25 protein-coding genes and 1 tRNA gene are annotated in these 20,358 nt (G+C 64.5%); 15 read left to right on the top strand and 11 right to left on the bottom strand.

Translation table 11 applies throughout. From position 1 onward, the window contains the following. The first annotated feature begins 7 nt into the window (after positions 1-7). Together AC07UX_RS07220 and AC07UX_RS07215 are read left to right on the top strand one after the other, a co-directional pair. Positions 8-952, top strand: a complete 945-nt coding sequence (locus AC07UX_RS07220; RefSeq protein ID WP_495191251.1) for an acetyl-CoA carboxylase carboxyltransferase subunit alpha — start codon at positions 8-10, stop codon at positions 950-952. A gap of 234 nt (positions 953-1,186) precedes the next feature. Next, complete coding sequence (locus AC07UX_RS07215; RefSeq protein ID WP_495191250.1) at positions 1,187-2,665, top strand: M48 family metalloprotease; 1,479 nt, start codon at positions 1,187-1,189, stop codon at positions 2,663-2,665. Between the two features lie 259 nt (positions 2,666-2,924). Here AC07UX_RS07215 and AC07UX_RS07210 read toward each other — a convergent pair whose 3' ends face one another. Continuing rightward, positions 2,925-3,083, bottom strand: a complete 159-nt coding sequence (locus AC07UX_RS07210) for a Flp family type IVb pilin (RefSeq protein WP_495191249.1) — start codon at positions 3,081-3,083, stop codon at positions 2,925-2,927. Between the two features lie 139 nt (positions 3,084-3,222). After that, positions 3,223-3,408 (bottom strand): Flp family type IVb pilin, encoded by a 186-nt coding sequence (locus tag AC07UX_RS07205; RefSeq protein ID WP_495191248.1) that lies wholly within the window; start codon positions 3,406-3,408, stop codon positions 3,223-3,225. An 82-nt stretch (positions 3,409-3,490) separates the two neighbouring features. On the opposite strand from AC07UX_RS07205, the gene AC07UX_RS07200 reads away from it, so the two are divergent. Continuing rightward, positions 3,491-3,898: a (deoxy)nucleoside triphosphate pyrophosphohydrolase gene (locus AC07UX_RS07200; protein WP_495191247.1), complete on the top strand. Its 408-nt coding sequence runs from the start codon at positions 3,491-3,493 to the stop codon at positions 3,896-3,898. A 161-nt stretch (positions 3,899-4,059) separates the two neighbouring features. Here AC07UX_RS07200 and bfr read toward each other — a convergent pair whose 3' ends face one another. The 3 genes from bfr to AC07UX_RS07185 form a co-directional block, all read right to left on the bottom strand. Beyond that, positions 4,060-4,539 carry a bacterioferritin gene (gene bfr, locus AC07UX_RS07195; protein WP_056687943.1) on the bottom strand — a complete coding sequence of 160 codons (480 nt, stop codon included), beginning with the start codon at positions 4,537-4,539 and terminating at the stop codon, positions 4,060-4,062. A gap of 148 nt (positions 4,540-4,687) precedes the next feature. Continuing rightward, positions 4,688-4,858: a (2Fe-2S)-binding protein gene (locus AC07UX_RS07190; RefSeq protein WP_093013101.1), complete on the bottom strand. Its 171-nt coding sequence runs from the start codon at positions 4,856-4,858 to the stop codon at positions 4,688-4,690. A gap of 60 nt (positions 4,859-4,918) precedes the next feature. Then, positions 4,919-6,175: a DUF418 domain-containing protein gene (locus AC07UX_RS07185; RefSeq protein WP_495191246.1), complete on the bottom strand. Its 1,257-nt coding sequence runs from the start codon at positions 6,173-6,175 to the stop codon at positions 4,919-4,921. Positions 6,176-6,236: 61 nt separating this feature from the next. Here AC07UX_RS07185 and AC07UX_RS07180 point away from each other — a divergent pair, with 61 nt between their 5' ends. Together AC07UX_RS07180 and AC07UX_RS07175 are read left to right on the top strand one after the other, a co-directional pair. Then, the gene (locus AC07UX_RS07180; RefSeq protein ID WP_495191245.1) at positions 6,237-7,028 is read left to right on the top strand and encodes a methyltransferase domain-containing protein; all 792 of its coding nucleotides are present in this window, start codon (positions 6,237-6,239) and stop codon (positions 7,026-7,028) included. A 90-nt stretch (positions 7,029-7,118) separates the two neighbouring features. Further along, positions 7,119-7,655 (top strand): GNAT family N-acetyltransferase, encoded by a 537-nt coding sequence (locus AC07UX_RS07175; protein WP_495191244.1) that lies wholly within the window; start codon positions 7,119-7,121, stop codon positions 7,653-7,655. A 33-nt stretch (positions 7,656-7,688) separates the two neighbouring features. Here the strand turns inward: AC07UX_RS07175 and purL are convergent, their stop codons facing one another. After that, on the bottom strand, positions 7,689-9,878 hold the full coding sequence (purL, locus tag AC07UX_RS07170; protein ID WP_495191243.1) for a phosphoribosylformylglycinamidine synthase subunit PurL: 2,190 nt from the start codon (positions 9,876-9,878) through the stop codon (positions 7,689-7,691). A gap of 202 nt (positions 9,879-10,080) precedes the next feature. Between purL and AC07UX_RS07165 the strand changes: the two genes are divergently transcribed. After that, on the top strand, positions 10,081-10,236 hold the full coding sequence (locus AC07UX_RS07165) for a hypothetical protein (RefSeq protein ID WP_495191242.1): 156 nt from the start codon (positions 10,081-10,083) through the stop codon (positions 10,234-10,236). 177 nt (positions 10,237-10,413) lie between these two features. Here AC07UX_RS07165 and AC07UX_RS07160 read toward each other — a convergent pair whose 3' ends face one another. Beyond that, the gene (locus AC07UX_RS07160; protein WP_495191241.1) at positions 10,414-10,797 is read right to left on the bottom strand and encodes a hypothetical protein; all 384 of its coding nucleotides are present in this window, start codon (positions 10,795-10,797) and stop codon (positions 10,414-10,416) included. A 169-nt stretch (positions 10,798-10,966) separates the two neighbouring features. Between AC07UX_RS07160 and AC07UX_RS07155 the strand changes: the two genes are divergently transcribed. The 5 genes from AC07UX_RS07155 to queA all read left to right on the top strand — a co-directional run bounded on the left by AC07UX_RS07155 (position 10,967) and on the right by queA (position 14,767). Beyond that, complete coding sequence (locus tag AC07UX_RS07155) at positions 10,967-11,221, top strand: exodeoxyribonuclease VII small subunit (protein WP_495191240.1); 255 nt, start codon at positions 10,967-10,969, stop codon at positions 11,219-11,221. 5 nt (positions 11,222-11,226) lie between these two features. Next, positions 11,227-12,144, top strand: coding sequence for a polyprenyl synthetase family protein (locus tag AC07UX_RS07150; RefSeq protein WP_495191239.1), 918 nt, complete (start codon positions 11,227-11,229; stop codon positions 12,142-12,144). A 5-nt stretch (positions 12,145-12,149) separates the two neighbouring features. After that, positions 12,150-12,662: a pantetheine-phosphate adenylyltransferase gene (coaD, locus tag AC07UX_RS07145; RefSeq protein WP_495191238.1), complete on the top strand. Its 513-nt coding sequence runs from the start codon at positions 12,150-12,152 to the stop codon at positions 12,660-12,662. 167 nt (positions 12,663-12,829) lie between these two features. Further along, positions 12,830-13,597, top strand: coding sequence for a peptidylprolyl isomerase (locus AC07UX_RS07140; RefSeq protein WP_495191237.1), 768 nt, complete (start codon positions 12,830-12,832; stop codon positions 13,595-13,597). A 90-nt stretch (positions 13,598-13,687) separates the two neighbouring features. Then, positions 13,688-14,767, top strand: coding sequence for a tRNA preQ1(34) S-adenosylmethionine ribosyltransferase-isomerase QueA (gene queA / locus AC07UX_RS07135; RefSeq protein WP_495191236.1), 1,080 nt, complete (start codon positions 13,688-13,690; stop codon positions 14,765-14,767). A gap of 114 nt (positions 14,768-14,881) precedes the next feature. Here the strand turns inward: queA and AC07UX_RS07130 are convergent, their stop codons facing one another. Continuing rightward, positions 14,882-15,067 (bottom strand): hypothetical protein, encoded by a 186-nt coding sequence (locus AC07UX_RS07130; RefSeq protein ID WP_495191235.1) that lies wholly within the window; start codon positions 15,065-15,067, stop codon positions 14,882-14,884. 142 nt (positions 15,068-15,209) lie between these two features. Here AC07UX_RS07130 and AC07UX_RS07125 point away from each other — a divergent pair, with 142 nt between their 5' ends. Beyond that, complete coding sequence (locus AC07UX_RS07125) at positions 15,210-15,464, top strand: hypothetical protein (RefSeq protein ID WP_495191234.1); 255 nt, start codon at positions 15,210-15,212, stop codon at positions 15,462-15,464. 3 nt (positions 15,465-15,467) lie between these two features. Here the strand turns inward: AC07UX_RS07125 and AC07UX_RS07120 are convergent, their stop codons facing one another. Then, positions 15,468-15,806 (bottom strand): DMT family protein, encoded by a 339-nt coding sequence (locus AC07UX_RS07120; RefSeq protein ID WP_495191233.1) that lies wholly within the window; start codon positions 15,804-15,806, stop codon positions 15,468-15,470. Between the two features lie 119 nt (positions 15,807-15,925). Continuing rightward, the gene (locus AC07UX_RS07115) at positions 15,926-16,849 is read right to left on the bottom strand and encodes a DUF2171 domain-containing protein (protein WP_495191232.1); all 924 of its coding nucleotides are present in this window, start codon (positions 16,847-16,849) and stop codon (positions 15,926-15,928) included. 234 nt (positions 16,850-17,083) lie between these two features. Between AC07UX_RS07115 and AC07UX_RS07110 the strand changes: the two genes are divergently transcribed. The 3 genes from AC07UX_RS07110 (at position 17,084) to AC07UX_RS07100 (ending at position 18,767) form a co-directional block, all read left to right on the top strand. After that, positions 17,084-17,159, top strand: a tRNA-Ala gene (locus tag AC07UX_RS07110). Between the two features lie 66 nt (positions 17,160-17,225). Next, on the top strand, positions 17,226-18,038 hold the full coding sequence (locus AC07UX_RS07105; RefSeq protein WP_495191231.1) for an NUDIX hydrolase: 813 nt from the start codon (positions 17,226-17,228) through the stop codon (positions 18,036-18,038). Positions 18,039-18,041: 3 nt separating this feature from the next. Further along, positions 18,042-18,767 carry an extensin-like domain-containing protein gene (locus tag AC07UX_RS07100; protein WP_495191230.1) on the top strand — a complete coding sequence of 242 codons (726 nt, stop codon included), beginning with the start codon at positions 18,042-18,044 and terminating at the stop codon, positions 18,765-18,767. A 66-nt stretch (positions 18,768-18,833) separates the two neighbouring features. On the opposite strand, the gene trpE is transcribed toward AC07UX_RS07100, so the two are convergent. Further along, positions 18,834-20,357: an anthranilate synthase component I gene (gene trpE, locus AC07UX_RS07095; protein WP_495191229.1), complete on the bottom strand. Its 1,524-nt coding sequence runs from the start codon at positions 20,355-20,357 to the stop codon at positions 18,834-18,836. Between the last annotated feature and the right edge of the window lies 1 nt (position 20,358).

The following is a 20,358-nucleotide window of genomic DNA, read 5'->3' as shown; positions in this document are numbered from 1 at the left end:
ACGGGCCATGGTAAGCTTTCTGGAATTCGAAAAGCCGATCGCTGAGCTGGAAGCGCGCATCGTTGAATTGCGCGCCACCGCCAGTGTGGGCGACATCAACATCGACGGCGAGATCGCGACGCTGGAACAGCGCGCGGCCAAGCTGCTCACCGACACCTATGGCAAGCTGACGCCCTGGCAGAAGACGCAGGTGGCACGGCATGCCGAACGCCCGCACTTCAAGGATTATGTGGCGGGCATGTTCGACAATTTCATGCCGCTGGCCGGCGACCGCGCCTTTGCCGACGATCAGGCGATCATCGGAGGCTTTGCGACTCTGGGCGAGCGCAAGGTCATGGTGATCGGCCATGAAAAGGGCGACGATACCGCCAGCCGCGTGCGCCACAATTTCGGCATGGCCAAGCCCGAAGGATATCGCAAGGCGATCCGCCTGATGGAACTGGCCGACCGGTTCGGCCTGCCGGTCGTCAGCCTGGTCGACACGTCGGGCGCCTTTCCGGGGGTGCAGGCGGAAGAACGCGGCCAGGCCGAAGCCATTGCGCGCTCGACCGAGGCGTGCCTGAAGCTGGGCGTGCCGATGGTCGCGGCGGTGGTGGGCGAAGGCGGGTCGGGCGGCGCGATCGCGCTGGCGGCGGCCAACCGCGTGCTGATGTTCGAACATGCCATCTATTCGGTGATTTCGCCCGAAGGTTGCGCGTCGATCCTGTGGCGCACCGCCGACAAGGCGAGCGACGCGGCGACCGCGATGCAGGTGACGGCGCAGCATCTGAAGGCATTGGGCGTGATCGACCGGATCGTGGCGGAACCGGTGGGCGGCGCCCATCGCGATCCGGTGCAGGCGATCGCCAATCTGGGCGCGGCGATCGAGGCGGAACTGGGCGCGCTCGATGGGCTGTCGGCAGATGCGCTGCGCACCGACCGGGCCGACAAATTCCTGGCCATCGGCGCCTGAAAGGCACAGTTTGAAATCCGGCTGAAGGGCGGATTGGCGGCGCCAGCCCGCTCCCCCACCCGGACACCCATAAGATACCGACGCCGGGTAGCGGGCCGGAGAAGCGGGCTGGCGCCTTTTATATATTCCGGTCGCCTCTGTGACGGCACGGAGGGGCGCTAAATCGCTCGCTTTTTCCGGAACGGCTCGCCATTTTCATCGTTACGTTGGGGTAACGTCGAGGGTGGAGAGACGATGAACTGGAAGTGGAAGCTGGGCGGCGTTGGCGCGGTGCTGGCGATGGCGGCGAGCGCGCCTGTGGTGATCGGGCAGCAGCGCGCAATCCGCACGGTGTCGAACATCAGTGCGCAGGACAAGGCGAGCGGCGCCAAGCAGCATCCTGAATTATTGAAGGAATTTGGCGGCGCCTATGTGGGGCCGCAGGCGAAATATGTGGAGGGCGTCGGTCGCCGCATCGCGGTGCAATCGGGCCTGTCGAATGCGCAGGGCGATTTTACAGTGACCCTGCTCAATTCGCCGGTGAACAACGCCTTCGCCATTCCGGGTGGCTATGTCTATGTCACCCGCCAGTTGATGGCGCTGATGAACGACGAGGCGGAACTGGCCGGCGTGCTGGGCCATGAAGTGGGCCATGTCGCGGCCCAGCATGGCCAGCGCCGTCAACAGGCGGCGCAGCGCAATGCGGTCGGCGGGGCGCTGCTCGGTGCATTGGCGGGCGCTTTGCTGGGCGATTCGGGCTTTTCGGGTCTGATCCAGAAAGGGATCGGCACGGGCAGCCAGTTGTTGACGCTCAAATTTTCCCGCACACAGGAATATGAAGCCGACGATCTGGGCATCCGCTATTTGGCGAGCGGCGGTTATGATCCGCGCGCCTTGTCCGACATGCTGGCGTCGTTGGCGGCGCAGAGCGACCTGGATGCGCAGGTGACGGGCAATGCCCGATCGACGCCGGCCTGGGCGAGTACCCATCCCGATCCCGGCGCGCGCGTGGAGCGGGCCGCCAGAGCCGCCGAAGCGACGCGGGCGACCAGCACGGTGCGCAATCGCGACGCCTTCCTGAACGCGGTGGATGGCGTCCTTTATGGCGATGATCCCAAGCAGGGCGTGATCGACGGCAACCGATTCCGCCATCCCGACCTGCGCCTCAGCTTCACCATTCCCAACGGTTTCGGCATGGAAAATGGCGCCGATGCGGTGTCGATCGCCGGGTCGGGCGGGCAGGCGCAATTTGCCGCCGCGCCCTATTCGGGCAATCTGGACGCCTATATCAACAGCGTCCTTGCCAAGCTGGGCGGGGGCAAGGGCGGCGTGCCGACAGGTGAGGTCAATCGCACGACGATCAACGGCCTGCCCGCCGCCTATCGCACCGTGCGCGCATCGACCCAGTCCAGCCAGGTGGATGCGACCGTGTTCGCTTATGATTTCGGGGGCGGGAAGGCCTATCACTTCCTGCTGCTGACGCCGGCGGGACAGGGGGTTGGTCCATTCGTCGACATGGTTGATTCGGTGCAGCGCCTGAGCGCCCAGGAGGCGGCGGCGATCAAGCCGCGCCGCGTTGACGTGGTGACGGTGAAGGCCGGGGATACGGTGCAGTCGCTGGCCAAGCGGATGGCCTATACCGACTATCAGCTGGACCGGTTCCTGACGATCAATGCGCTGGAGGAAAATAGCGTGCTGCGCGACGGGCAGCGGGTGAAGATCGTCACCTGGTAGGCGCGCATGTTCGATGCTGGCCGGTGTGCATGTGACAAAGGTGCATGTTCACGCAGCGTCGCATAGCAGGCCGCGTTTAAACAGGGACGCAAGTTGCGTGCGTTGGCGTCTTGGTTTTGGCATCGCTTTCAGCGGCAAACCGGTTGCCATTTTTTCCGCATTTTGCGCGCCATATGCTGACACCAAAATATCCCAGGCACATACGAAAAAGGCGGCGGACCGATGTCCACCGCCTCTTTCACAAAGTCGGAAGAAGCTATTAGAGCTTGTTCGAGACATTGTTGAAGGTGCTGCCGAGCTTGGTGCCCAGGCTGGTCATCGCGCCAATGGCGGCGACGGCGATCAGAGCGGCGATCAGGCCGTATTCAATCGCGGTGGCACCCTTTTCGTTCTTCAGCATCTTACGGATGAACTGCATGTGATGTCTCCTTGGAAAATATTGCAACGTTTAACTACCCGGCCGCCCCGCATGGTAATTCGTGGTCAGCACGGATCGAATTAGAGGAGGGCGGTTGAGAAATTCTTAATGGGGAAAAGTTGCTGTCAAATATTGATGGTTAATATTTGGTAACTTCTGTGGCCACGTTGTTCCACATGCTGGTGGTTTTCGTGGCGACGTTGTTGAGCGCGACGACCATGGCCAGGACGATCATGGCGATGATCAGCCCATATTCGACCGCCGTGGCGCCGCGCTCGCAGCGCAGCAGGCCCAAACGGGTCAGCATTTCAGCAAGCGCGCGCATATAGTCCCCGTTTCGCTACAGACAGTCCCCGCTGGTCGTGTAAAGGCTACAGGGTTAACAAAGCCCTCCCGACTGGACCGATATGCCCTCTTTTTCTCCCCTGATGGTCGTCGCCGTAGCGTTGGTGGACGCCGACAGCCGCGTGCTGCTGCAACAGCGGCCACCGGGGAAGGCGATGGCGGACCTGTGGGAATTCCCCGGCGGGAAGGTGGAGCCGGGCGAGACGCCGGAGGCGGCGCTGGTGCGCGAGCTGGAGGAGGAGCTGGGCATCGAGACGCATGCAAGCTGTCTGGCGCCCGCGACATTCGCCAGCGAGCCGCTGGGCGACAGGCATCTGTTGCTGCTGCTTTATGTATGCCGCAAGTGGAAGGGCGTGCCCGAAGCGCGCCACGCGACTGCGCTCAAATGGCTCAAGCCCGCGCAGATGTATGCGCTGGACATGCCGCCGGCGGACCTGCCGCTGATCGGGCTGCTCGACGCGCTGCTGTAATATCGAGATTTTACAGGACCGGTTCCCCGGCCCACGTCGAAGAACACAGAGCGTCGGCTTCACATGTTTGCTGGCTGGCACAACGTAAAAAGGGGCGCCCTACAGGACGCCCCTTTTTATAAGACTCGTGTATCTCGGCCGGTGCCGCGGCAGGCCGGAAATCAGTCTTCCTTCGCCTTGCTTTGCAGCTGGACATAATTCTGGATGCCCATGCGTTCGATCATTTCGAACTGGGTTTCCAGCGTGTCGACATGTTCTTCCTCGCTTTCGAGGATGTACTGGAACAGGTCGCGGCTGACGAAATCCTTGATCGATTCGCAATAGGCGATCGCTTCGCGCAGGACCGGCAGCGCTTCATATTCCAGTTCGAGGTCGGCCTTGAGGATTTCCTCGACCGTTTCGCCGATCTTCAGGCGACCGAGCAGCTGGAAATTGGGCAGGCCGTCAAGGAAGAGGATGCGTTCCGCCACCTTGTCGGCGTGCTTCATCTCGTCGATCGACTCTTCATATTCGAACTTGGCCAGCTTTTCGATGCCCCAATGTTTGAGCACGCGATAGTGGAGGAAATATTGATTGATCGCGGTCAGCTCGTTTTTGAGCACCTCGTTCAGATATTCGATGACTTTCAGATCGCCTTTCATGGCGCTTTACTCCGGCAATGGGGGTTGCCGGCCCGTATATCGTTTAGGACGCACGCTGTTAAGTCGAAAACCCTTGTAAATCAGGGGTTTTTTACTGCGCTATTGCGTGGAGATCGCGATTGCCGACTGAGGCTGATTCGCAATGCCGTCAGGCCGAAGCCCGTTCCGCCGCGATGATGGTGCGCGCGAAGGAGACGCACTGGCCACATTTGGGGCGGCGGCCGAATTGGGCATAGGCGCTGCACGGCGTATCGGCCCCGTTTCGCGCGGCTTCCCGTACATCCTTTTCACGAATGGCATTACAAACGCAGACGACCATCGAAGACACTCTCCTGACGAATCCGCAGATAGCGTGCCTGATAATGGGTCGCAATAGTATTCAGTCGCTTTTGCGAATCTTTTGCGACCGGCCGTTGACCAGACTGCGCCACAGCCATTCGGCCGGCCCCATCGCGAATCGGGACGTATAGGGTTTCGACCAGGCCAGCATGGCTGCCCAGCCGGCCAGTACGAAGAGCGGCAGGGCGGCGGGCGGCACGCTGGCAAAGAGGCCGAGGCCCCAGCCGTAGAAGAGCGCGGTCATGATGAGGCTGGTGGCGAGATAGTTGCTGAGCGTCAGCCGTCCGGCGGCGGCGAGGCGGGCGACGAGAGGATGGTCCCGATGGCGCGCGGCGAGCCAGAGGATGAACGCGGCCCAGCCGACGGTCAGCGGAATGCGAAAGGGCAGCGACCAGGCGAGCGCCACGCCATAAGCGGGCAGCGGGGCAAAGCCGCTGAACGCCACCCAGAACGCCAGCGCGGCCATGGGCGGCAGGCCGATGAGGAAGCAATGGCGGGCGGTGCGGCGATATTGCTCCGCGTCCCAATTGCCGGTCAGGAAGCCGCCCTTGAGCATCGCCATGCCCAGCAGCATGAAGCCCATGGTTTCGAAAGCGGTAAAGAGGAAGCCCCAGAGCCAGTCGCCGGGCAGGCCGGTCAGCTTATGCTGGAAGATGGTGGCGAAGCTGCCGCGATAGGTGAGGATTTCCGCCTGGGTCGAGGGGCTGGCGGGGCTGGACAGGGCGGCCATGAAGGCGTCGTACCCATCGCGCATGGCGCCGGGCGCGCCGGGCGCCGTGGCGGCGTGACCCCAGAGATAGAGGCTGGCGATGAAGGTGGCGCACAGCAGGAACTGAAAGAAGAAGAAGAGCAGGGCGCGCTTGACCAGGGCGAAAGGTTCGAGGTGGACGAACAGCAGCGCGAACAGGCTGATCAGCGCATAGACGCGCAATATGTCGCCCCACCAGAGCAGGAAGAAATGGGCGCAGCCAAGGACGAACAGCCAGCCGGCGCGAATCATCTGCGCCCGGCGTCCGTCGCGTCCGGCCATCTCCTCCCGGTCGATCAGCAACAGCATCGACGCGCCGAACAACAGGGCGAACAGGCCGCGCATCTTGCCATCGACGAAGAGGAGGCTGACCGCCCAGGCGACGATGTCGGCGGCCGAGGGCGTGCCGGCCACCGCTGGGTTGAAATAGGCATTTTGCGGCAGGGCGAAGGCGGTGATGTTCATCCACAATATGCCCAGCACCGCGCAGCCGCGCAGCACATCCATGGCCTGGATACGGGGGGCGGGGTTGCGCGGGGCGGTGGTCATGAAGCGGATGGTCCTGCAAAGGGGCTGGTCATAAAGCCAAGGCTCTGCCATCCGCCTAGCCATGATTGATGGCTCCAGGCAATGGCGCAAGCAACGGATAAGCGACGCATTCGGCGCGGCGGCGGCGCATTATGACGGACATGCCGGGCCGCAACGGCTGGTGGCGAAGCTGGTCGCGGATCTCGCCCAGCGGCAGCGGCCCGATGGCGTGGCGCGCATATTGGAGATTGGCTGCGGCACGGGGTTCCTGACGCGCGACATTCAGGCGCGCTGGCCCGGTGCGGCATTGACCGCGACGGATATTTCGCCCGGCATGCTGGAGCAGGCGGCGGCCAATGGCCGGGTCGCGGGCCGGTTCATGACGATGGATGGAGAAGCGCCTGTTTTCGATGGGCCATGGTTCGACCTGATCCTGTCCAGCCTGGCATTTCAATGGTTCGACGATCTGGAGGCGGGGGTCGCGCGGCTGGCGACGTTGCTGAGGCCGGGCGGGAGCCTGATCTTTTCCACCATGGGGCAGGGCAGTTTCGCGCGCTGGCGTGCCGCCCATGCGGCCTGCGGGCTGGTGGCGGGCGTGCCCGACTATCCATCGCTGGATGCGCTGCGGGCGATAGTGGGGCGGCATCCGGACGGTTTTGCCTTCGATGAGGATTATGCGCTGGCCTGCGGCGGGGCACGTGGGTTGATTGCGCATCTGAAAGGGATCGGCGCCGTGGTGCCGAGCGAAGGGCACAAGCCGCTGCGGCCGGCCGATCTGCGCCGGGTGATGGCGACGTTCGAGGCCGATGGCGGGGAGGATGGCTATCAGGTGCTGTTCGGCCGGGTGACACGGCCGCTGTCGGAGACGGTCTGAGGCAAGATGAACCCTTTGCGGGTTACGATCACAGCCTTGCTCGATCGGACAGGCATTGCAGCAGGGCACGGGCTCTGCCAATTCAGGCGCATGACCGTTCTGCCCGCCACCATCCGCCGTGCCCGATCCGGCGACGCCCAGGCGCTGTCCCGGCTCAAGCTGGCCGCGTTTCGGGAAACCTTTCTCGACGGATTTGCCATTCCCTATCCACCCGCCGACCTCGCCCTGTTCGAGCAGGAGAGCTATGGCGTGGAGCGCGTCGCGGCGGAACTGGCCGACCCGTCGCATGCGACATGGGTAGCGGAAGCGGCGGACGGGCAGCTGCTGGCCTATGCCCATGTCGGCCCGTGCAAATTGCCGCATCCGAAGGCTTCGGCGGATCAGGGGGAACTCTATCAGCTTTACGCGCTCAATGCGGCGCAGGGGCGGGGGATCGGGCGGGTGCTGATGGATGTGGCGCTGGACTGGCTGGCGGCTGAAATGCCGGGCCCCATATGGCTGGGCGTATGGTCGGGCAATGCGCGCGCGCAGGCGGTCTATGGCAAGCGGGGTTTCGTGAAGGTGGGCGATTATGGGTTCCGTGTCGGCGCGTGGACCGACGCGGAATATATCTACCGCCGGGGATAGGCGGGAGCGGGATTGAGGCCCGCTCCTGATCCTTTACAGTTCGCTGTCCATGAGGGCGGGGAAGAAGCCTTCATGGGCGGAGCGCAGCGTGTCGAGGGCGATGCCGGCGACACTGGTGCCGCCGACGGTGCCGATCTTCACCGCGCCGGGCACGTCCACGCCGGCCGCCGTGGTGACGACATAGCGGCCCTGGTCCTCGCCAAAGGCCGATGCGGTGGTGAGCGTGACGTCCAGTGTCGCGCCGATCCTGCCGGCCAGCGCCATTTCCGCGATGGTGACGATCAGGCCGCCGTCGGCAATGTCATGCACGGCGGTCGCCTTGCCGTCGGCGATCAGGGCGCGGACGATGTCGGCGTTGGCGCGTTCGGCGATGAGGTCCACCTTGGGCGCATCACCTGCTTCGCGGCCTGCGATCTCGCGCAGCCAGATGGTCTGGCCAAGGTGGGTGCCCAAGGACTCTTCGGCCCCGCCGATCAGCCAGATGGCGTCGCCTTCCTGCTTGAACGCGACCGTCGCCATGACGTCCACATCCTTGAGCAGGCCGATGCCGCCGATCGCCGGCGTCGGCAGGATCGCCGAACCGCCGCCGGTCGCCTTCGATTCATTGTAGAGCGAGACGTTGCCCGAGACGATCGGGAAGTCGAGCGCGCGGCAGGCGTCGCCCATGCCCTCAAGGCAGCCGGTCAGCTGCGCCATGATTTCGGGGCGCTGCGGGTTGGCGAAGTTGAGGCAGTTGGTGACGGCGAGCGGGGTCGAACCGACTGCGCTCAGGTTACGATAACATTCGGCGATCGCCTGCTTGCCGCCTTCATAGGGGTCGGCATAGCAATAGCGCGGCGTGCAGTCGGTGCTGATGGCGATGCCCTTTTGCGCGCCATGGACGCGCACGACCGCGGCGTCGCCGCCGGGGCGCTGCACCGTGTCGGCGCCGACCATGTGGTCGTACTGTTCCCAGATCCAGCGGCGGCTGGCAATGTCGGGGCTGCCCATCAGGGTGACGAGGTCCGCGCCGATATCCGCGCTTTCGGCGATGTCGCCCAGCGGCTGGACCTTCGACCAGATCTTATACTCGTCCTTCGGCATGGAGGGACGGTCGTAGAGCGGCGCGTCGTCGGCCAGGGGGGCAAGCGGGATGTCGCAGACGATCTCGCCCTTATGTTCCAGCACCATGCGGCCGGTGTCGGTGACATGACCGATGACGGCGAAGTCCAGTTCCCACTTTTTGAAGATCGCCTCGGCGAAATCTTCGCGGCCGGGCTTCAAGACCATGAGCATGCGCTCCTGGCTTTCCGACAGCATCATTTCATAGGTGGTCATGCCGGTTTCGCGCTGCGGCACGTCATCCATCTTGAGGTGGAGGCCAACGCCGCCCTTCGACGCCATTTCGACGCTGGAGGAAGTGAGGCCGGCCGCGCCCATGTCCTGAATGGCGACGATCGCGTCGGACGCCATCAGTTCCAGGCACGCCTCGATCAGCAGCTTTTCGGTGAAGGGGTCGCCCACCTGCACGGTGGGGCGCTTGGCGTCGGCGTCGTCGCCAAAGTCCGCGCTGGCCATGGTCGCGCCATGGATGCCGTCACGGCCGGTCTTGGAGCCGACATAGACGATCGGATTGCCGACGCCCGAAGCGGCCGAATAGAAGATCTTGTCTGTGTCGGCGACGCCCACGGTCATCGCGTTGACCAGAATGTTGCCGTCATAGGCGGGGTGGAAATTCACCTCGCCGCCCACGGTCGGCACGCCGACGCAATTGCCGTAGCCGCCGATGCCATGGACCACGCCTGCGATCAGATGCTTCATCTTGGGATGATCGGGGCGGCCGAAGCGTAGCGCGTTCATGTTGGCCACCGGGCGCGCACCCATGGTGAAGACGTCGCGCAGGATGCCGCCGACGCCCGTCGCCGCGCCCTGATAGGGTTCGATATAGGACGGGTGGTTGTGGCTTTCCATCTTGAAGATGGCCGCCTGCCCGTCGCCGATGTCGACCACGCCGGCATTTTCGCCGGGGCCGCAAATGACCTGCGGCCCCTTGGTCGGCAGCTTCATCAGATGAATCTTCGAGGATTTGTACGAGCAATGCTCCGACCACATGACCGAGAATATGCCCAGTTCGGTCAGGTTCGGTTCCCGGCCGATGGCGTTCAGGACGCGGTCATATTCTTCCGGGCTGAGGCCATGTTCGGCGACGACTTCCGGGGTGATGTGGGGTGCGGTGCTGGACATGCCCGCGCCTTTAGCGATGGCGTGGGCGAAGGGCAATGGTGGGCGTGCGATCGCATGGCGCGAAGCGCTGCCGGGGCATATTTACCCGCTCTCCTCAACGGTTCATCGCGGCGGCAACCTTTCGTTAACGCCCTTCCCCAAAGTTCATGTCCTGGGGCGGGGTGGCGATTCGACGGAGATTGAGGCCGCAGAGAGGTTTTCCATGAAGGGGAGTGACTTCTTTTATTTTTCCAGCCGTTGCAAGAAGCAGCGCCTGATGGAGCAGGCGTCCACATCGGAACGCGCCAGGATGGCGCACCGACGGCTGGCCAACGCCTATGCCGACCGTGCCGCGCTGGCGATGTTCAACAATGAGTGATGGTGGGATAATCGACCATCTCCGTTCGTTTGGAGCGTGTCGAGAAACGGCAAGGGCAGGTCCATCCGCTTCTCGACATGCCCGAAGCGAGCGGGCTGAGGTGCGATCGTCAGGCGCAATGAAAAGGCCGGACCTTCGTGTGAAGGCCCGGCCTGGCAATCGGGAAAGTCGTGCGACTTAGACGTGGCAGGCCTGAGCGCTCTTGCCCGGCACGGTAATGGTCACGTCGTCGCCCGAACCCTTGACTTCAAAGCCGCCCTCGGCGGTGAAGGGCTGACCGGCTTCGGCAGCCTTGAGCGAGGTGGCGGTGCCACCCTTTTCGGTGCGCAGCAGCGCGGTCTTGTCATCGCTCATATAGTCGACGAAGATCAGGCTGTTGTCCTTGCAACGGAACTGCTTGTTCGCCTTCACCGACGGCGGCAATTCGACCGGCGCGGCGTTGGCAAGCTGCGCCGCCATCGGGTCGGCGGGGCCGCCCACGACTTCCGGCTCGTCATTCTTGTTGCAGGCCGACAGCAAAGCGACGCTGGCGACGGCGATGAGGGGGAGATAATATTTCATAGCGATCCTTTTATGTGCATGCGCAACATGGTGCGTCAACGCAAAACTACGACGTTCCCGCTATGCCCCCTGAAATGACGCCATGACCGTTTGATGACAGCGGGCGCCGCGACCCGCTTATTGCCGGGGCGGGCTTGACCGGGGGCGTGACGGCGGCCAATGCAAGGGCATGGCTGAGGATATTTCCACCCCCGACACCGAAACCCTGTCGTTCGAGGATGCGCTGCGCGCGCTCGAAACGATCGTCCGCCGGCTTGAAAGCGGCGATGTGCCGCTCGACGAGTCCATATCGCTCTATGCGAAGGGCGAAGAGCTGCGCAAGCGCTGTACCGAGCGGTTGCAGGCGGCCGAGGCGCGCATCGCCAAGCTGACGGTCGACGCCAATGGCGCGGTTACCGGCGCCCAGACCTTCGGCGCGGATTGATCCGCATGACGGGGGAAGTCGGGACCGCTTCCGCAACAGCGCTGGTGACGACGCGCGCTGCGGAGGTCGCACACGCGATCGACGCCGCGTTCGACCGATTGCTGCCCTTGCCGTCCGATGCGCGCGTGCGCCTTTATGATGCGATGCGGCATGCCGCGATCGGTGGTGGCAAGCGGCTGCGCCCGTTGCTGGTGCAGGCGACCAGCGACCTGTTCAATATTTCGCGCGACTCGGCGCTGCGGGTGGGCCTGGCGGTCGAGTGCATCCATGTCTATTCGCTGATCCACGACGATCTGCCGGCGATGGACGATGACGATATGCGGCGCGGCAAGCCGACCGTACACAAGGCGTTCGACGAGGCGACCGCGATCCTGGCGGGCGATTGCCTGCACGACCTGGCGTTCGAGATACTGGCCGACGAGGAGACGCATCCCGATCCGTTCGTGCGGATCGAACTGGTGCGCGCGCTGGCCGCCGCAAGTGGCCCTGCCGGCATGGCGGGCGGGCAGATGATGGATCTGGAGGCGGAAAAGACCCGCTTCGACCTGGCCACCGTCACGCGGCTTCAAAATCTCAAGACCGGGGCGCTGATCGAATTTTGCGTGGAGGCGGCCGCGATCATGGCGCGCCTGCCGCACGAGGCGCGTACCGGGCTGCGCGGCTATGCCCGCGACATCGGCCTGGCCTTCCAGATTGCCGACGATTTGCTGGACGTAGAGGGCGACGCGGCGCTGGCGGGCAAGGCGCTGGGCAAGGATGCGGCGGCGGGCAAGGAAACCTTCCTGTCGCTGATGGGCGTGGAGCGCGCGCGCGAACAGGCACATATGCTGGTCGCGCAGGCCAAGGCGCATCTGCATGGCCATGGTCCGGAGGCCGACCTGCTGCGCGCCATTGCCGACTATATCGTGGAGAGGGATCGCTAACAGTCATGAGCAAACAGCGTATCGGCGTCTATCCCGGCACTTTCGATCCCATTACGCTTGGCCATATGGACATCATCCGGCGTGGCGCGAAGCTGGTCGACAAGCTGGTGATCGGCGTGACCACCAATATCGCCAAGTCGCCCATGTTCTCCGACGAGGAGCGGCTGGAGATGGTGCGCCGCGAATGTGCCGGCATAGATACCGAGATCGTCGTCACCGGTTTCAATTCGCTGCTGATGGACTTTGCCGAATCGCAGGGCGCCAGCGTCATCATCCGGGGCCTGCGCGCGGTCGCGGACTTCGAATATGAATATCAGATGGCGGGCATGAACCAGCAGATCAACGGGCGGATCGAGACGGTTTTCCTGATGGCGGATGTGGGATTGCAGCCGATTGCGTCGCGGCTGGTCAAGGAAATCGCGCTCTATGGCGGGCCGATCCACAAGTTCGTCAGCCCGGTGGTGCGCGACGAAGTGGTGGCGCGGGTCGAAAAGATCGGGCGAAAAGGAACGGATTGAGTCTTTAGGGGGAGAACCGCACAAGCCTGCTCTTCACAATGCGCTTTACCGGGCATTTTGCAAAGGACTCGACCGTTTCAGCGCTCGTTCAGTTGCCAATCGCGATCAGGGCGCTATCAGGGCGGCTTGGCCCCATGGCTTTTACGAGATCAAGGAACTGCTGCTCCATGCGTTTTACTAGCGCGCTCAAGACTCTGGCGATCACATTCGCCCTCACCGCGTCCGGCGTGGCCCTGGCCCAGGGCGGCGGTGGCGGCAATGCCGAGGAAATGAAGAAGGCCGAGGCCGCTGTGCGGGCGCAGGACAATGCCAAGTCGCTGGGCACCGACCTGACCCCCAAGCTGCCGCCGGCGACCATCCCGGCCGATCCGCAGAATATCTGGGATCTGGACCTGTCGAGCGGTGGCCGCGTGCGCATCCAGCTGCGCCCCGACATCGCGCCCAATCATGTCGAGCGGATCAAGGAGCTGACGCGCCAGGGTTTCTACAATGGCCTGAAATTCCATCGCGTCATTCCCGGCTTCATGGCGCAGGGCGGCGATCCCAAGGGCGACGGCACCGGCGGATCGAGCCTGCCCGACCTGAAGGCCGAGTTCAATCCGATGCCGCATCTGCGCGGTACGCTGTCGATGGCGCGCGCCCAGAGCGAGGATAGCGCGAACAGCCAGTTCTTCATCGTGCTGCTGCCGCGCATGCAGCTGGACAAGAAATATACCGTGTTCGGCCGCGTGATCGAAGGCATGCAATATGTCGATGCGATCCATGAGGGCGAGCCGCCGGCCGACCCCAGCGTGATCCTTCAGGCGTCGATCGAGAGCGACGGCAAGCCGCCGCTGACGGTTGCGCCCACGCCGCCCACGCCGCCCGCGCCGCCGGTGTCGATCATCGACACGGCCAAGCCTGCGCCTAAGAAGGCTGCGCCTAAAAAGAAATAAGCCGGTGCGGCTTTTGCTGTAGTTTCAAGGCCCCGTTCGCTTCTTCGTAGGCGAACGGGGCCGAACTGTTTGGATGAAGCGTTTCCAGCCATGCGCGTAAACCTGTTCGATTTCGACCTGCCGCCTGAAAATATCGCATTGCGGCCTGCATCCCCGCGCGACAGTGCGCGGATGCTGCTGGTGCCGGGCGATGGCGCGATGCAGGACCGGATCGTGCGTGACCTGCCGTCGATGCTGCGCGCGGGCGACGTGCTGGTGTTCAACGATACCAGGGTCATTCCCGCCCAGCTGGAGGGGATGCGGGGCGAGGCGCGGATCGGCGCGACGCTGCACAAGCGGCAGGGCTTGCGGCAATGGCAGGCCTTCCTGCGCAACGCCAAGCGGGTGCGGGCGGGCGACCGGATCGATTTCGGCGCGGGCGTGACGGCGGTGGCCGGCGCGCGCGACGAGGATGGCGGCGTGACGCTGGACTTCGAAGGCGACGAGCCGGTGGAAGTGCTGCTGGAGCGGGCAGGGCGGATGCCGCTGCCGCCCTATATCGCCAGCAAGCGCCAGACCGACGAACGGGACCGCAGCGATTATCAGACGATGTTCGCACGGGAGGATGGCGCGGTCGCCGCACCCACCGCCGCGCTGCACTTCACGCCGGAGTTGATGGCGGCCATCGCGGCGGCCGGCGTGCTGACCGAGACGCTGACGCTGCATGTCGGGGCGGGGACGTTCCTGCCGGTCAAGGCCGACGATACGGACGACCATCGCATGCACGCCGAATGGGGGCGGATCGACGCGGCCACGGCGGATCGGCTGAACGCGGCGCGGGCGGCAGGCGGCCGGTTGATCGCGGTAGGCACGACGTCCTTGCGCCTGCTGGAGAGCGCTGCGGGCGAGGACGATGTCATCCGCCCCTTCGCAGATGAAACCCGCATCTTCATCACGCCGGGCTATCGCTTCCGGGCGGTCGATGGGCTGATGACCAATTTTCATCTGCCCAAATCCACGCTCTTCATGCTGGTCAGCGCGCTGATGGGAACGGAGCGGATGCAGGCCGTCTATGGCCATGCGATCGAAACGGGCTATCGTTTCTACAGCTACGGGGATTCATCGCTGCTGTTGCCGGAACGGTCCATTCAGGGCGAGATCGCGGCTCATATGCAGCGTTCCCCGGCGTAGGCCGGGCCCAGTCCCATGCTCTGAACTGGGCCCCGGCCTGCGCCGGGGAACCGAGAGGGAAGGGCCATGCCGATGTTTCGCGGCACAGCCTTCAACCCGGTCTGACCGATTGGTTTAGCTGCGGGCGCGGTTGCGGGCGAAGCTGAAGACGCCATAGCCGACCGCGGCCAGCGTGCCGACTTTCGCGACCGTCTTGATGGCGCCGGTCGTGATATAGCCCAGGATCGCGCCCTTTACGCCGCTGTCGCCATCCTTGCGATCAATGGCTGCGCCGATGACTGTGCCGATTACATTCTTCATGAAGCATCTCCGCTGTTGCGGGAGGGGAGCGTTTCGCGGCGGCGAAAGTTCCGCCGGGTGGCAAGTGGCGGTCATTCGGTTCGCGAGTGATACCTTTTGAGTCTCATGCGTTGTTTTCACAGGCAATATGAGGACAAGGCCCATGCAGACCGCTTCCCGCACGGCGCAGCCGCCCTTCACCACCGGTTTCAGCCCGCTTTATCATGCGAACAGCGTCAACCATTGTCCGTCCTGCACGCGCCAGCACTGGATCGTCGGGCGGATGGTCGCCGAATGTGCCTTTTGCGGCACCGCCTTGCCGCTGGAGCAATTCAGCACCTATAGCGCCAGTCCGCGCTTTGCCTGCCATGGCCCCAGTGCGGACGAGGTGCCGGAGGCGTTGCGTCCCGTATCCTGATCGTCAGGCCCTGCCCACGAAAAGGAAGCCGACCGCGCCCATGATGCAGGCGAAGGCGGCGAGGTGACGCCAGTGCAGCGGTTCGCCCAGCACCGTCACCATGAAGCCGCCGAAGATGATAAGCGCGATGGCTTCCTGCGCGACCTTGAGCTGCCCCGCGCTCCAGCCGCTGGCAAAGCCGATGCGGTTGGCGGGGACGGCCAGGCAATATTCGAATAGCGCGATGCCCCAGCTGATGAGGATGACCAGCAGGATCGGCTTGTCCATCCCGCCCTTCAGATGCCAGTACCAGGCGATCGTCATGAAGATGTTGGAGATGATCAGCAGGATGATGGTCGGCATGGCACCAGGCTCGCGCGGGGAGGGTGCGATGCTTTGGCACCCGTGATGGCGTCAACGCAAGGCGGCTTGCAAAAAGGCCCGGTGTCGCCACCGGGCCTCTTCATGTTCCAGACTATGGATCAGCGATAGCGCGTGCTGCTGTAGCTGCTGCTGGCGGTACCTTCGCCGGTCCATCCGCTCTGATCGCGATCACGCTCGCCGAACAGGGCGTTCTGCTCACGTTCGGTGCGCCAGGCGTCCTGCGCCTGTTCCGCGGTCTTTTCCAGCGTCACCTTGGTCGCATCGACCGACTTGATCCAGCTCGACGGGATCGAATGGTGGACGCCGCCGGCATCGCTGTCGCTCTTGGTCAGGATGATGCGGTCGCCACGCAGCTTGTCGACGGTGCCGACATGCTCGCCGTCGCTGCCGACCACTTCATGATGTTCGCGCACCTGCTGGATCGCCTGGCGCTGTTCGCCGCGGCGGCTGCGCCATGTGCCGAATTCGCTGTTGAAGCGGTCGCGATTGTCGCGCTGATATTCCGCATAGTCGCGATCGAGTTCCTCGATGCGCTGCTGGCGCCAGCTGTGATAATTGCTGTCGTGATGGGCGCCATAATCCTGTTGCGGACCATAGTTTACGCGGCTGCCATGATCGACGTTGCCATAGCCGCTGCGTTCGCCGCTGTAGGGCGTGAAACCGCGATTGGGGAGGTAATCGCTGCGCCCGGCGCTGGCATAGCCCAGGCGGCTGGACTGATCGCGCGGGTCGCCATAGGGGCGATTATAATATTCGTCATATTCGCGGCGGCGCTCCGCCTCTTCATCGCCGAACCAGCTGCGAATCTCGTCGCCGGCGCGGTCGAAAAAGCCACGATCATCATAATCATAGTCGCTGGGGGGGCGGCGATAGTCGGGGCCGCCGAACTGGCCGCGCGTGCCATAACGATAGCCCTGGTCGCCGCGTCCATAGTCGCGCTGACCGCGATAGCGATCCCCGCGGTCCAGATTGCCGGCATAACGGTCTTCGCCACCATAGCGGCGTCCGCCTTGGTAACCCATCGTCCTTCTCCTTCTATGGATGACGCCAACGCGGCGTCCACGGGGGTTCAATGAGCGGGCAGGGGCATCGTTCCGGGCGTTACGCAGGGGTAATGTCCTGCCCATCGGGCGTCCTGTCGCGTCGGAAATGCCGGGCTTTTCTGCGGCTTGATCCAGATCAGCCTTGAACATGGGTTTTTGTGCAAAATGCTGTTGCAAGGGCCAAAACGCTATCCTATAGGCAGCGCTCCTTCGGGGGCCTTAGCTCAGCTGGGAGAGCGCGTCGTTCGCAATGACGAGGTCAGCGGTTCGATCCCGCTAGGCTCCACCAACCCCTTCAACGGGGTTGATCCGAAGGACTTTACCGCCAGCGCCGGATGGGCGTAGAGCAGGTCCCATGACAGATGAGAATGATGCGGCGGAAGATAAGGGCCGCCCTGCCGCCACGCTGGTCGTCGTGCGCGACCGGCATGGCGCTGCGCCCGAACTGCTGATGGTGGAACGCGCGTCGAGCATGGCCTTTGCCGCTGGCGCGCTGGTCTTTCCCGGCGGCGCGGTGGACGCGGCGGATCATGATCTGGCCGCGCGGATCGACCATAAGATGGAGCCGGACGAGGCGGCGGGACGGATCGCCGCCATTCGCGAGACGATCGAGGAAGCGGGCCTGGGCATCGGCCTGACCGGCATCGGCATGAGTGGCATCGGCCCGACCGGCGCAGTGGATGCGGCGACGGTGCTGCGGCTGCGCGACGGGCTGCATGACGGGCGTACGCTGGGCGAGATGCTGGAGCGGCTGGGGCTGGGGATTGCGCTGGATGCGTTGACGCTCTTTGCGCGATGGCACCCCGCGCCGTTCGAGCAGGCACGGCGGATATTCGACACGCGATTCTATATTGCCCGCGCGCCCCAAGGACAGGTCGCCAGCGTCGACACGACCGAGAATGTGCGGCTGTTCTGGAGCAGCGCGGCCGACACGCTGGCCAGTGCGGCGGCGGGGGAGGCGCGACTGGTGTTCCCGACGCGGCGCAATCTGGAGCGGCTGGCGTTGCATGATGATTATGCGGCGCTGATCGCGGATGCGGCCGCCTACCCGATCGAAAAGGTACGGCCGTGGCAGGAGGAGCGGGATGGAGAGGTGCATTTGTGCATCCCCGATCATCTGGGCTATCCCGTCACCATGGAACCAATGCGGCAGGTCCGGCGTGCTTGAGTCGTGCGACGACTTCACCTGACCCTGCGCCGCCTGCTCTGGCTGGTCGCCTTCGCTTGTCTTGCCCTGCTGGCCTATGGCGCGATGCGGCAGCGGCCGCAGGACCTGCCCTGGACGCAACTGGATCTGGACCAGCCGATCGGACTGTTTACCGGGCGCAAGCTGGCGGCATTGACCGGCGATGCCGATGGTTGTCGGGCCCTGCTCGACCGGGCGGGGGTGGATTATGTCGCGGTGGCGCCGGGCGGTGCCGACCAATGTCGCTATGCCGATGCGGTGCGGTTGCGCGCGGAGACGGGCGGGATCGGGCTGGCGCCTGCTGCCGTGGCGCCATCCTGCCCGGTGGTCGCGGCGTTGAAGCTGTGGGAATGGCAGGTGGTGCAACCGGCGGCCCAGCGTGTCTATGGCCAGCCGGTTCGGTCGATCCGCCATTTCGGCAGTTATAGCTGCCGGCGGATGTACGGGCGCAGCGCGGGCGATTTCAGCGAACATGCCACGGCCGATGCGATCGACGTCGCGGCCTTTGTGCTGAAGGACGGGCGTCAGGTCAGCGTGCTCAAGGACTGGAAGGGGACGGGCAAGGACGCGGATTTCCTGCGCGCAGTGCGGGACGGGGCATGCGGGCTGTTTTCGACCGTGCTGTCGCCCGATTACAATGCTGCCCATCGCGACCATTTTCACCTGGATCAGGCGGAGCGCGGCGCGATGGGAGGACGGGCGTGCCGGTAAACGCAGGGTCTCAAGCACCGGGCCGTTCGCAGCGAGCCAGTCGAGGCTCGACACGGTCGGATGGGGTTACTGCCCGAACTGTGCTTCGCGGGCGAGGCTTACCGCCTCGCGGGCGGCGGCGAGCAGGGCGCCGCTCTTGGCTTCGCATTCGCGCTGTTCATATTCGGCGGTCGAATCGGCGACGATGCCGGCGCCGGCCTGAACATGCATGACGCCATCCTTGAGCACGGCGGTGCGCAGGACGATGCAGCTGTCCATATTGCCGTCCGGCCCGAAATAGCCGACCCCGCCGGCATAGGCGCCGCGCGTTTCGGGTTCCAGTTCGGCGATGATCTCGCAGGCGCGGACCTTGGGCGCGCCCGATACGGTGCCGGCCGGGAAGCCGGCGAAGAGGGCGTCGATCGCATCCTTGTCATCGCTCAGGCGGCCGACGACGTTGGAGACGATGTGCATGACATGGCTGTACAATTCGACGCTGTAGCTTTCCGTCACCGTCACCGATCCGGCGGACGCGACCCGGCCGACATCGTTGCGGCCCAGGTCCAGCAGCATGAGATGCTCGGCCCGTTCCTTCGGATCGGCGAGCAGGCTTTCGCGATTGGCGGCGTCCTCGACGGCGTTCCTGCCCCGCGGGCGCGTGCCGGCGATCGGCCGGATCGTGACTTCGCCATTGCGGGCGCGCACCAGGATTTCGGGCGACGAACCGATCAGCGCGAAGCCGGGCAAGTCGAGATAATAGAGGAAGGGCGAAGGATTGATCCGCCGCAGCGCGCGATAGAGAGCGATGGGCGGCAGGGTGAAGGGACTGGTGAAACGTTGCGCCATCACGACCTGGAAGATGTCGCCGGCGACGATATATTCCTTTGCGCGATCGACCATCGCTTCATAGCGGCCCGGTTGCAGCACCGGGGTGACGTCCACGTCGGCGATGTCGGCAGGCGCAGGGACGGCGGGCAGCGGCGCAGCCAGGCGGGCTGCGGTGGCGTCGATCCGCTCCAGCGCGGCTTCGATGGCCTTGTCCGCATCGGCGAAGCTGCCCTTCCATACTGGCGCGACCAGATAGAGGGCGTCGGCCAGCCGATCGAAGACCAGGATGACGGTGGGCCGCACGAACAGCATGTCGGGCACGCCGATGTCGTTGGCGGCGGGACGGGGCAGCTTTTCGACCAGCCCGACCGTTTCGTAACCGAAATAGCCGACGAGGCAGGCGAGCGCGGCGGGCAGGGCCGGGTCCATATGGGCGCGACATTCGGCGACCAGATCGCGCAGCGCGTCGAGCGCGCCCTTGTCCTGGCGTATGAAGGCGTCGCGGTCGGTGGCCCAGTGGCGATTGATTTCCGCCTGCTGCCCATCGGCACGGAAGACCAGGTCGGGGGCGAGGCCGATCAGGCTGTGGCGGCCGCGCACGGCGCCGCCCTCGACCGATTCCAGCAGATAGTCGCCCCGGTCCGGCTCGAACAATTTGAGCGCGGCGGAAATGGGCGTGTCGGTGTCGGCAATCTGCCGTTTCCACACCAGCGCCGATTCGCCCCGCGCCAGCGCGGCGCGCGCGCTGGCGATGCCGTCGGTCGCCCCCCCATGAACCGCCATC

The organism is Sphingobium sp. GW821-FHT02B05, from assembly GCF_059421905.1.
The sequence above is the reverse complement of the archived record's forward strand: the minus strand, read 5'-3'. Positions and strand labels throughout refer to the sequence as shown.